This is a genomic window from Microbacterium sp. NPDC055665 (assembly GCF_053618035.1).
Genome location: NZ_JBSHGY010000002.1, coordinates 176,838 through 188,695 on the forward strand (window position 1 = coordinate 176,838; position 11,858 = coordinate 188,695).

The 11,858-nt window shown below is 69.5% G+C and carries 8 protein-coding genes; 4 read left to right on the top strand and 4 right to left on the bottom strand.

Annotated elements, in window-relative coordinates; all coding sequences use genetic code 11:
• The first annotated feature begins 73 nt into the window (after positions 1 to 73).
• Positions 74 to 1,906: a D-alanyl-D-alanine carboxypeptidase gene (locus ACWGO6_RS06520; RefSeq protein WP_136041268.1), complete on the top strand. Its 1,833-nt coding sequence runs from the start codon at positions 74 to 76 to the stop codon at positions 1,904 to 1,906.
• 184 nt (positions 1,907 to 2,090) lie between these two features.
• Here the strand turns inward: ACWGO6_RS06520 and ACWGO6_RS06525 are convergent, their stop codons facing one another.
• Positions 2,091 to 4,367 (bottom strand): ABC transporter ATP-binding protein, encoded by a 2,277-nt coding sequence (locus ACWGO6_RS06525; protein ID WP_136041267.1) that lies wholly within the window; start codon positions 4,365 to 4,367, stop codon positions 2,091 to 2,093.
• Positions 4,364 to 6,091 carry an ABC transporter ATP-binding protein gene (locus tag ACWGO6_RS06530; RefSeq protein WP_136041266.1) on the bottom strand — a complete coding sequence of 576 codons (1,728 nt, stop codon included), beginning with the start codon at positions 6,089 to 6,091 and terminating at the stop codon, positions 4,364 to 4,366. Before ACWGO6_RS06530 ends, ACWGO6_RS06525 begins: the two co-directional genes overlap by 4 nt.
• A 267-nt stretch (positions 6,092 to 6,358) precedes the next feature.
• Between ACWGO6_RS06530 and ACWGO6_RS06535 the strand changes: the two genes are divergently transcribed.
• Positions 6,359 to 7,408, top strand: a complete 1,050-nt coding sequence (locus tag ACWGO6_RS06535) for a hypothetical protein (protein WP_452326229.1) — start codon at positions 6,359 to 6,361, stop codon at positions 7,406 to 7,408.
• Positions 7,405 to 7,803: a GntR family transcriptional regulator gene (locus ACWGO6_RS06540; RefSeq protein WP_452326230.1), complete on the top strand. Its 399-nt coding sequence runs from the start codon at positions 7,405 to 7,407 to the stop codon at positions 7,801 to 7,803. Before ACWGO6_RS06535 ends, ACWGO6_RS06540 begins: the two co-directional genes overlap by 4 nt.
• 132 nt (positions 7,804 to 7,935) lie before the next feature.
• Here ACWGO6_RS06540 and ACWGO6_RS06545 read toward each other — a convergent pair whose 3' ends face one another.
• Positions 7,936 to 8,997 (bottom strand): enoyl-CoA hydratase/isomerase family protein, encoded by a 1,062-nt coding sequence (locus tag ACWGO6_RS06545; RefSeq protein ID WP_452326231.1) that lies wholly within the window; start codon positions 8,995 to 8,997, stop codon positions 7,936 to 7,938.
• Between the two features lie 111 nt (positions 8,998 to 9,108).
• On the opposite strand from ACWGO6_RS06545, the gene ACWGO6_RS06550 reads away from it, so the two are divergent.
• A complete protein-coding gene (locus tag ACWGO6_RS06550; protein ID WP_452326232.1) occupies positions 9,109 to 11,301 on the top strand; it encodes an ATP-binding cassette domain-containing protein in 2,193 nt (730 codons plus the stop codon).
• A 106-nt stretch (positions 11,302 to 11,407) separates the two neighbouring features.
• Here the strand turns inward: ACWGO6_RS06550 and ACWGO6_RS06555 are convergent, their stop codons facing one another.
• Positions 11,408 to 11,857: a hypothetical protein gene (locus tag ACWGO6_RS06555; RefSeq protein WP_136041261.1), complete on the bottom strand. Its 450-nt coding sequence runs from the start codon at positions 11,855 to 11,857 to the stop codon at positions 11,408 to 11,410.
• Position 11,858: the final 1 nt, after the last annotated feature.

Genomic DNA, 11,858 nt, shown 5'->3' on the forward strand with positions numbered 1-11,858 from the left:
ACCGGCTCACGACACCCCGCGGGAGACGAGCCGTGCGCCGCGCAACGCGCCCGGGATTGGGTACCGTAAACGAGTGACCGCTTCAGATCCCGCCGACGAGGCGACGGGCGTCGTCGATGCCGACAGCTCGCCGGACGCCGTCCCCTCCGGACGTGTCGACGACCTGCCGGTCGCCGGGGATGCTCCATCTGCGGACTCCGGCGACACCTCCGCCTTCGCCGCCGACCGCCTGTTCGCGGGCGACGTGCGCCCCCCGGATGCCGCCGCGCCCCCGGCGATCCCCGTCGACTCCGCGGCGATCGGAGCGCTGTTCACGACGCAGAGTTCCACGGGAGGCGACGTCGAGCCGGAACCCGAGTCCTCCTCCGGACCCGTCGCGGCGCCCGCTGCGCCCTTGGAGCCCGTGGAGCCCGCAGCGCCTGCGGAGGCCTCAACACCGGCGACGCCCCCGCTGACCAAGCCGCCGTTCGTCCCCACGGAGCGAACGGTCACCGAGGAGCCCGCTGATGACGCGAATGCGCTCCTCGATGCGAATGCACCGCAGTGGGCGGACGAGACGACCGGAGCGACGGCCCTGACCTGGGTGGATGCCGCGACAGTCGCCGCACATCCGCCTCTCGCGACTCTCGACGAGCCGGCCGAGGCCGAGCAGACGGGCGGCCTGATGCGCGGTGCCCACCTGCGCCCGGCGATCGCCCGCCCGGGGATCCTCGTGCCGTTGGCGACCCTCGTCGCGATCGTCGCCGCCTACGCCGGCACGACGATGCTGTGGCCCCTGCACGAAGTGCCGCCCACGGTGCAGTCCGTCGAATTCGCCACCGTCCCCGCCGCCGCGGCTGCGCTCACCTGGCCCGGCGAGGGCAGTGCGGCGGTCGGCATCGGCGGGCTGAGCACGGCGGCCTCGAGTCCCGCCGCGGTGAGCATCGCGAGCATCACCAAGGTCGTGAGCAGCCTGATGGTGCTCGACCGGATGCCGCTGGCCCTCGGCGAACAGGGACCCGAGTTCCGCTTCGACTACGGCGACAGCGTGGAGTACTGGGACTACCGGCGCAGCGATCAGTCGGCGCTGGATGTGCCCGTCGACGGCGTGCTGACCGAGTACCAGCTGCTGCAGGGCACCCTCCTCGGGTCGGCGAACAACTACATCGATCGGCTCGCGTCCGAGATCTGGGGCTCCGATCGCGAGTTCGCGTCCGCCGCGGAGATCTGGCTGCGCGAGCGCAACCTCACCGGCATCACGGTCGTCACCCCGTCCGGCTTCGATGAGCGCAACGTCTCGACGCCCGACTCGCTGATCGCGCTGGGTGAGCTGGCGATGCAGAACCCGGTGTTCGCGGAGATCGTGGGCACGAAATCGGTGGATCTGCCCGGCGCGGGCACGGTCGTCAACACGAACGGGATGCTCGCCGACCCGGGTGTCGTCGGCATCAAGACCGGCACGCTGGTCGGCTGGAACCTGCTCACGGCGAAGGATGTGACCGTCGGCGACACGACCGTGCAGCTGTACGCGGCCGCGCTGAACCAGGCGGGCGACGACGAGCGCCTCGCCCTGACCCGCTCCCTGTTCGCCGAGACGGAGGCCGCGCTGCAGGCACAGGGACCGGCGGTCGCCGCGGGCACGGTCGTGGGACGCGTCACGACCCTGTGGGGCGAGGACGTCGAGGTCATCACCGAGTCCGACGCCGATGTGGTGCTGTGGAACGGCGCCCTCGCGACGGCCACCCCGACCTTCGATCTCGCGGACGAGCGCGACGAAGACGGCACGGTGGGGACGATGACCACGGTCGGCCCGCTCGACAGCGCGACGGTTCCCCTGGTCCTGGCCGAAGACGTCGAGGGTCCGAGCCCGTGGTGGCGCCTGACCCACCCGCTCGAGCTCCTCGGCATCACCACCGACGCCCGCTGACTCGCTCGCCCTGAAGAGTCAAACAACGCCGCCTCCAGGCCTTGGGAGGCGGCGTTGTTTGACTCCTCACCTGCTGCGCATCCGCTCTGCACGGCAGGATGCGAGGAAAGCGAGGAAAGGGCGTGCACAGAACAGCGCCCCACCCCGCGGGTGCGGGATGGGGCGCTGTGCTGCGTGATGCGGATCAGCCGCGAGGAGCGGAGCCGTCGGCCCCGTCTTCGAGCAGAGCCTGCGCGGCAGCGGTCTCGGCCGCCGGCACCTGGGCGCCGACCGACGCTCCGGCGACGGCGGCAGCCTCTTCCTTGGCACTCTCGTCGGCGTCGGCCTCTCCGGTGACGACGACGGGCGTCGATCCGGTGAGCGCGTCTTCGGCGTCGATGTCGGTCGCCGCCTGCTCGAACTGCGACTGGTACAGGCGCCAGTAGGCGCCCTGCGCGGCGATGAGCTCGTCGTGCGTGCCCTTCTCCACGATGTCGCCGTGCTCCATCACGAGGATGAGGTCGGCGTCGCGGATCGTCGACAGACGGTGCGCGATCACGAACGACGTGCGCCCCTCCCGGAGCGCGGCCATCGCGTGCTGCAGCAGCAGCTCGGTGCGCGTGTCGACGGCCGATGTGGCCTCATCGAGGATGAGGATCGACGGCTGCGCGACGAACGCCCGGGCGATCGTGATGAGCTGACGCTCACCCGCCGAGACGTTCGCGGCATCCTCGTCGAGCACCGTGTCGTAACCCTCGGGGAGGGCGTGCACGAAGCGGTCGACGTACGTCGCCTTGGCGGCGGCGAGAACCTCTTCGTCGGTCGCCGTGGAGCGACCGTATCGGATGTTCTCGCGGATGCTGCCGGCGAACAACCACGGGTCCTGCAGCACCATGCCGGTGCGCGAGCGCAGCTCGTCGCGGGTCACCTCGGCGATGTCCTGGCCGTCGAGGGTGATGCGTCCGCCGCTGAGCTCGTAGAAGCGCATGATCAGGTTGACCAGCGTCGTCTTGCCCGCACCCGTCGGACCGACGATCGCGACCGTCTGGCCCGGTTCCACCCGGAACGACAGGTCCCGGATGAGCGGACGCTCGGGCGTGTACGAAAACGCGACGTTCTCGAACTCGATGACGCCCTTGCCCTCGACGAGCTCGGGAGCATCGGCGTCGTCCGCCTCCTGCTCGTCGGCGTCGAGCAGCTCGAACACCCGCTCGGCGGATGCCGTGCCCGACTGGACCACCGCGGCCATGCCGCCCAGCTCGGACAGCGGCTGCGTGAACTGCTGCGAGTACTGGATGAACGCCTGCACGTCGCCGAGACGCAGCTGGCCGTTCGCGACCATCAGGCCGCCGAGCACCGCGATGCCCACGTAGCTGAGGTTCCCGACGAACATCATCGCCGGCATGATGATGCCGGAGAGGAACTGCGCCTTGAAGCTCGCCTGGAACAGCTCTTCGTTCTCGACCTGGAACTTGTCCAGAGCATCCTTCTCGCGTCCGAAGACCTTCACCAGCGCGTGGCCGGAGAACGCCTCCTCGACGCGGGCGTTCAGTCGACCGACCTTGCGCCACTGCGTGCCGAAGGCCTTCTGCGAGCGCGGTCCGATGATGCCGAAGATCACGCCCATGAGCGGCAGCGTGATGAGCGCGACGAGTGCCAGCTGCCACGAGATCGAGAACATCATGACGAGCACGCCGATCACGGTGAGCACCGAGGTGAGGGCACCGGACAGCGACTGCTGCATCGTCTGCGTGATGTTGTCGATGTCGTTCGTGACGCGCGAGATCAGCTCACCGCGTTGCACCTTGTCGAAGTACGCCAGCGGCAGGCGGTTGATCTTCGCCTCGACCGACTCCCTCAGTCGCCACATGGTGCGCACCATGATCACGTTGATGACGTAACCCTGGATCCAGGTGAGGAATGCCGCAGCCACATAGATCGCGAGCACCGCGGCGATCACGAGACGCAGCGCCTCGAAGTCGACGCCCTGTCCGACCGTGAAGTCGCCCAGCGCTCCGACCTGGTTGGCGAAGTCGTCCTGACCCGCCCCGCGCAGCGCATCGATCACGACGTCCTGCGGTGTACCCGCCGGGAACCCGGGGAAGTCGCCGTTCGGCTGTCCGAGCTGGATCGAGATGAAGCCCTTGTAGACGAGGTTGGTCGCCTCGGCGAGCACCTTGGGGGCCGCGACCGTGAGCACGACGCCGATGGCGCCGAGGATCGACACGAAGACGAACCAGATCGCGGAGGGCTTCAGCAGCCCGATCATGCGCGCGAAGCTCGGACCGAAGTTGTCGGCCTTGCCCGGTGCCACGCTGTCCCAGTCACCGGAGTTCTGGCGAGCCTGCTCGGCGAGCTCGGCCTCGTACTGCTCCTCGGCCGACAGCTCGACCTCGGCCACAGCCGTCGTCGTCTTGCCGCGGCCGCGGCCTCGGCGGGGTTGGGTCCCTGAGTTTGTCGAAGGGTCGTTCTGCTCGCTCATGCGTCCACCCCCAGCTGCGACTCGACGATCTCTCGGTAGGTGTCATTCGTCTCGAGGAGTTCCTCATGCGTGCCGACGCCGACCATTGTGCCGCCGTCGAGGACGACGATGCGGTCGGCGTCCGTGATCGTGGAGACGCGCTGCGCGACCACGATCTTCGTCACGTGCGGGAGCTCCCGCCACAGCGCTTGGCGCAGCCGGGCGTCGGTCGTGAGGTCGAGCGCCGAGAACGAGTCGTCGAAGACGAGGATCTTCGGCTGGTGCACGATCGCACGCGCGATCGCGAGACGCTGACGCTGACCGCCCGAGACGTTCGTGCCGCCCTGAGCGATGCGCGACTCGAGACCGTCGGGCATCTCCTCGACGAAGTCGCGACCCTGCGCGATGTCGAGCGCGTGCCAGAGCTCCTCGTCGGTCGCCTCTTCGCGTCCGTATCGCAGGTTCGACGCGACGGTGCCGGTGAAGAGGAAGGGGCGCTGCGGCACGAGGCCGATGCTGTCCCACAGCGACTCGACGTCGGCATCGCGCACGTCGGTGCCGCCGACGTGCACGGAACCGCCCGAGACGTCGAACAGCCGCGGGATGAGCGAGATGAGCGTCGTCTTGCCGGAACCGGTGGATCCGACGATCGCGACCGTCTCACCCGGCTCGGCGGCGAAGCTGATGCCGCGCAGCACCGGGGAATCGGCGCCGGGGTAGGTGAACTCGACGTCGTCGAGCGCGACTGCTCCGGGCACCGGGAATTCGGTGACGCCGTTCTCGGGACGGACGAGCGTCGACTCGGAGTTGAGCACCTCGCCGATGCGCTCGGCCGAGACGGCGGCGCGCGGGATCATCATCGCCATGAAGCTCGCCATGATGACGCCGCCCATGATCTGGCCGATGTACTGCATGAAGGCGAACAGCGTGCCGACCTGCACCGTGCCGTTGTTGACCTCGATGCCGCCGAACCAGATGACCGAGACGACGGTCACGTTGAGGATGAGCATGAACAGCGGGAACAGCAGCACGAACAGCGAGCCGACCTTGCGGCCGACGACCATGATGTCGGTGTTGGCACCGCGGAAGCGGTCTTCTTCGATGCGCTCGCGCACGAAAGCGCGCACGACGCGGACGCCGGTCAGCTGCTCGCGCATGATGCGGTTGACGTTGTCGAGCTTGCCCTGGTAGCTGCGGAACAGCGGGACCATGCGGCCGATCACGAGCGCGGCCAGGATGAGCAGCGCGGGCACCGAGACGGCGATCAGCCAGCTGAGGCCGACGTTGGTCTGGACGGCGAAGATGATGCCGCCGATCGCGAGAAGCGGGGCGGTGACGAGCATGGTGGCGCCCATCATCGCGAGCATCTGCACCTGCTGCACGTCGTTGGTGTTGCGGGTGATGAGCGAGCCGGCGCCGAACTGCGACACCTCGCGCTCGGAGAACCCGCTGACCTTGCCGAAGACGTCGGCGCGGATGTCGCGCCCGGCGCCCATCGCGGCTCGTGCGGCGAAGTAGGTCGCCGTGATCGAGGCGATGATCTGCCCGAGCGACACCGCGAGCATGAACAGTCCCGTGCCCCAGATGTAGCCGGTGTCACCCTGGGCGACGCCCTTGTCGATGATGTCGGCGTTCAGGCGCGGGAGGTAGAGGGTCGCCGCAGCACTGGCGAGCTGGAACACCAGCACGCCGAGCAGCAGCCACCGATATCGGGAGAGATAGCGGAAGAGAATTTTTCCCAGCACAGGCGGACTTTCTAGGAAGGACGAAACGGCGGGTTTCTCGGCAGACGGATGCCGACCGACAACCGGCCACAAGACAGAGTGCCACGAACCGCGGACATTCGTATCCCCCTCGAGGCTGACCTTCGCTGACAGCGAACCACTTCGCGCGGGGATCAGTGGTTTCTGCACACGGGCGAACAAGTGGGCAACCTGGTCAGCCGTTCTTTTGTGCTCTCGTGTTGATACAACTTGTGATAGACATATGACACAATCAAGAACGGATCCCGCATGCCTGCTCACATCGCATCTCTGCTCGACCCGGCCCAGTGGGCGGGCGCCCTGCTGTCGCTGCCCTTCGTCTCGCTGGTCGTCGCGGCGATCATCGCGGTCGGGATCGCCGTCTCGCCCCGCTGGGCGGCGCGGAGGCGGAGCCGCGTCCGGCTCACCCCCTCGGCGGCCACTGCCGTGTCCGTCCGCTACGTGCCCGAGCACGTCGCCCTCGGCATCGCGGCGATCGCCGTGATCGTGATCTTCGTCGCCGAGAACCTGATCAGCGGATACGTCCTGGGCATGTTCGGCGTGAGCCTCAACGGCGTCGTCTCCTGGTGGCGGTACGCGACACCGGTGTTCACCGCATCCGTCGGGGTCGCCGTGCTGCTGGCGATGATCGCGACACGAGGCAGCACCCCTCCCGAGCGACCGGTCGTCGCCGCGCGCCGGACCTGGCTGACCTTCAGCTCCCGTGTGGCATGGGTGGGCACCACCCTCGCCCTTCTCACGCTCACGACGACCACGTTGCTCGCCGGACTCGCATCGTCGAACCTCAACGGCGGTCCGTACGTCTACCTCGAGATCGACGTCCCCAACGAGACCATCGACCCGATCCGTCCCTGGTTCTACGGATGGGCGTACGGCATCCCCGTCCTGATCTGCACCGCCGCCCTCATCGCCGTCGTCGCGGCGGCACTGCACGCGAACGCTGCCCGCTCGTTCCTCCGCCCGGAGACGGTCGTCGCCGAGCAGCGCGAGCGTCGCGACATCGCGCGCGGGATCACCCGGCTCGCGGCCTCCGCAGCCCTGCTCGCCCTGGCCGGAGCGCTGCGGTTCATCGCCGAAGCGGGATCGATCGCCGGGCTCACGGTCGATGGCGACGGACGCAGCGACACCTATGACGCCTTCTGGCGATACGGAGAGCTCGCCGCCATCGGCGGATGGGCGGCACCGGCGCTCGAGATCACCGCGTTCGTGCTCCTGTTCCTCGTGACCGCGCACCTCGCGCACGGCGCCGAGTCCGCCGCTCCTGCCCTGGGCACCACCGAAGCGAAGGCCGCACGGTGAGCCTCAGTCCGAAGCTGTCACCGGCCGATGAGGCGAATCCCGCTCTCGACATCTACCGACAGCTGCGCGGCCTGATCGTCTCGGGACAGCTCGGCGCCGGCGAACGGCTGCCGACCGTGCGCCAGACCGCGAGCGACCTGGGCGTGGCTCCCGGCACGGCCGCACGCGCCTACAAGATGCTCGAGGCCGAGGGACTCGTGGTCTCGCGCACCGCGGCGGGCACGCGGGTCGCCGAGACGGCGGGCGTCCTTCCGGCATCCGTCATCCGGCTCCTCCGCGAACTGATCGAGGAGGCCGCTTCCGTCGAGGCTGATCCGGATGACGTGATCGACGTGCTCCGGACGATCTGGCAGACACGTTCGCACCCCGAGCCCGCCGCGGACGGCGGAACGTAGACCCTGCGGCCGGATCCGGCGCGCTCCACGGTCCACCTGTCGGGAGTTTCGGCCGAGACCCCCCGGAGACGGGCCGATCCGCCCGATAGGCGTGCATTCTCCCGACAGGTGTGCGGGCGAACCGCAGGCGACTCAGAACAGGGGCGACTGCGGCACGTAGTCCCGCGCGGGGGCACCGGCATCCGGGGCGAGCTCCGCCAGGGTCGGCGGGTCCCATTTCGGGTTGCGGTCCTTGTCCACCAGCTGCGCCCTGATGCCCTCGACGAGGTCGGGATGCTCGTTCACGAACCACAGCACCCGTCGGTACTCGCCCTCGAGTGCCGCGCGCAGGCCCGGCACGTCCCTCGCCTCGCGCACGGCGTCGAGGGTCACGGTGAGCCCGGTCGGCGCGAGCCCCTCCAGGAGATCGGCGGTGGCGCCGGCATCCGTGGTCTCCTGGGCTCGCAGGCGCTCGACGATCTCGGTCACGGTCGGCGCGGAGAACGCCTCGTCGATCCACTCCCGCGATGCCGGGAGCTCGGTGGGCTCGGGCGTCTCGTCGAAGAGCAGCACGATCTCGCTGGGTCCGGTGGGGTCGGCGCGGAAGGCGAGCGCCTCGCTCAGCGCCTCCAGCCTGTCCGACGGCACGAAGTGGTCGGCGAATCCGAGGTACACGGCATCCGCGCCGTTCATCGTCGATCCGGTGAGTCCGAAGTACTCGCCGAAACGTCCGGGCGCCCGTCCGAGGAGCCAGGTGCCACCCACATCGGGCGTGAAGCCGATGCGGGTCTCGGGCATCGCCAGCTTCGATCGCTCGGTGACGATGCGGATGGCGGCGTGACCGGCGAGCCCGATGCCGCCGCCCATGGTGATGCCGTCCGCGAAGGCGACGACGGGCTTCGGGTACTCGGCGATCATCGCGTTCAGGGCGTACTCGGCGCGGAAGAACTCGGCGGTCCGCTCGGCCTGACCCGCCACGATCTGCGCGTGCAGCGCGCGCACGTCGCCACCGGCGCACATGCCGCGCTCCCCCGCGCCGTCGATCAGCACGATCTGCACATCGGTGTCGTCGCGCCAGGCGTTCAGGGTCTCGGTGAGGATGCCGATCATCTCCGCGTCGAGAGCGTTGATCGCCTCCGGACGGTTGAGCGTGAGCCGCCCGAGCGCCCCTTCGGTGCGGACGAGGACACGGGAGGCAGCCTGAGAATCGGTCACGCGTGCCAGGCTACCGTCTTCCCGAAGGGCGGTATTCCGCGCGAAATGCGGGATCCGACAGGCTTTTCCGGCAGGATAGGGAGGAACTGTTCAACGCGACGAGAGGTCACGATGCCTGAAGGACAGGTGCTGGAGTTCACGCACGTGACGAAGCGCTTCAATGAGGTGACCGCCGTCTCGGACTTCTCCGCGCGCGTCGAGCCCGGTGCTGTCACCGCCTTCCTCGGCCCCAACGGTGCCGGCAAGACCACCACGCTGCGCATCCTGCTGGGCCAGGTGCGCGCCACGTCCGGAACCGCGACGATCGGCGGCACGGCATACAGCGAGCTCCGTCAGCCGCTGCGCACGATCGGCGCCGTCCTCGAAGAGACGGTCTACCGCCCGCGGCGCACCGCCGAACGACAGCTGACGATCGCCGCCAAGGCCAACGGCGTCCCGCTGGCGCGCGTGGGCGAGGTCCTCTCCCTGGTCGGTCTCGACGGCGAGGGCGACTCGCGGATCGGCGGATTCTCGCTCGGCATGCGCCAGCGGCTCAGCGTCGCGCACGCGCTTCTCGGCGATCCGGGCGCACTGGTCTTCGACGAGCCGGCCAACGGGCTGGATCCGGAGGGGATCCGCTGGATGCGGCTGCTGATGCGCCGCCTTGCGGACGAAGGGCGCACGGTGCTCGTGTCGTCGCACGTCCTCAGCGAGGTGGAGCAGGTCGCCGACAACGTGCTCGTGCTGTCGAAGGGTCAGCTCGTGCTGGCCAGCGGCATCGAGACCCTGGCCGATCCGAAGGGCGGCTCGGTCATCGTCGACGCCGCGGATCGCGATGCGCTCAGCGCCGCGCTCGCCGCAGCCGGATTCGACATCGAGGTGCTGCGCTCCGGCCTGACCGTCCGCGGAGGCGACGCCGGCACCGTGGGCGCAGTGGCCGCCGACGCGGGCATCGCTCTGAGCACGCTCGTGCAGCGCGGACCGACGCTGGAAGACGTCTTCATCGACCTGATGCGCGGCGGCAGGCACGCGCCGCCCGCCTATCCGGCCCCGGCACAGTCACAGGCGCCGATCGCTCCGCCCGTGGCCGCCGAGGCCCTGGCCGCAGACGCCACCATCGCGCCGAACGAATCCGTGGTCGCGATCCCCGTCGCCGCAGCGGCTGCCTGGGCGGCCGAGGCCGCCTCCGCTCCTGCCGATGAGGCGGTGGCAGACGATCTCGCCGCCGTGGGCACCGCCCGCGCCGACAGCGGCTCTGAGGACGAGGCCGGCGATGGTCTCGTCGCCGACGAGACCGCACCGACCGAGGAAGTTGCCGCCGAGGAAGCCCCGACCGAGGAAGCCCCCGCCGAGGAAACTCCCGTCGAAGAAGCTCCCGCCGAGGAGACCGAATCCTCGGAGACGCACGACGATGCGCAGGATGCCGTCGTTCCGGGCGAAGAGCCCCCGGCACGGTCCTTCGACGAGATCCTGTTCGGGTCGGCGGCGCCGGTGGCGGCCGACGCACCGACGGCCGCCGAGGAGCCGCGCCACAGCGTCGCCGAGATCTTCGAGACATCGGACGACGAGCACGCCACGGACGACGAGCACGCTACGAACGACACGGCCACGGACGACGCGTCCGCGGACCAGCCGGCCGACGTCGATGACGCCGCCGAGCCTGCGTCGGGCGCGCCCGAAGGCTCCGACGACGTGAGCGCCGTCGACAGCCCGTCCGAAGACGAAGACGCGTCGCCGCGCGACGGGGATGCGTCGGACGACGAGCACACCGAGGCCGAGCACGCGGGAGTCGAGATCTTCGCCGACCTCGAGGACACGTCCGCGTCCGATGCGGATGACGACGGGTCGGACATCGACGCCGCCGACCTCGACTCGTCGGACCGGCCGGAGGCTGCCGACGAGGACCCGCGATCCGCTGCCGTCAGCTCGATGCTGGCCGCGGCCGCTCGCGCGTACTACGAGGACGAACCGAAGGATTACCCCCTCAGCCCGGAATCCGGCGAGTCGTCAGACGACGCCTCGTCCGAGAGCGCCCACTGGAGCATCGCCTCCACCGGCGTCATCGAGACCGTGCCGCTGCGCGCGTCGGATGAGGCGAACGCCGACGAGTCCGGCGCGGAGGAGCCTCCCGCTGAGGAAGCGGCATCCGACGGTGCCGAGGCGTCCGACTCCGACGACCAGTCGGGCAGCGACGACACGAACGGCGAACACCACGAGGGTGACGAGCACCACCACGACGGTGACGAGAACCACGAGCACCACCACGATGGCGAGAATCACGAAAACCACGAGCACCACCACGATGGCGAGAACCATCACGGTTGAGCCTCGGCTCCGATGAGAACCGAGAACGCCCTCCCGACCCATGGTCGCGGAGGGCGTTCCTCTGTCCGATCGGCGGTGGCCGCGGCCGCGGCCGGCGTCGCCGGCGTCAGGCGGGTCGGGGGCGGATGACCGGCCGACGGCTGCCCTTGGGGACGGCGGTGGGCGAGGTCGCCACGATCTCTTCGACGTCAGCCGGCTCCGTCGACACGTCGAGGCGAAGCGCCTGAGTCAGAGCGAGTCCGTGGCGCGTGGTCAGAATCAGGCGACCGTACTGCTCGTCACCCTCCAGGTCGATCACGACGCTCGGACGACGTTTGCGGATCAGCACGAAGTCCAGGCTGCCCGCCGCCTTCCAGCTGCCCGCGGCGAGGATGCCGGGGATGTGCGTGCCGGGGTTCGGGACGCCCCGCAGCCAGGTCCATGCATCGTCCGTGAGCTGGACCTTGGTGATGGTCTCGCGCGCGATCCGGACGTTGTCGCGGTGGAAGGTGGCGGCACGTTCGAGCGGAGAGAGCACGACTTCGAGTTGCGTCTGGTCCAGCAGCAACGTCACCATG

Coding starts and splice junctions, on each gene's coding strand:
- ACWGO6_RS06555 (WP_136041261.1), bottom strand. CDS start 11,857: ATGGTGACGTTGCTGCTGGACCAGACGCAACTCGAAGTCGTGCTCTCT.
- ACWGO6_RS06525 (WP_136041267.1), bottom strand. CDS start 4,367: ATGAGCGAGCAGAACGACCCTTCGACAAACTCAGGGACCCAACCCCGC.
- ACWGO6_RS06535 (WP_452326229.1), top strand. CDS start 6,359: ATGCCTGCTCACATCGCATCTCTGCTCGACCCGGCCCAGTGGGCGGGC.
- ACWGO6_RS06550 (WP_452326232.1), top strand. CDS start 9,109: ATGCCTGAAGGACAGGTGCTGGAGTTCACGCACGTGACGAAGCGCTTC.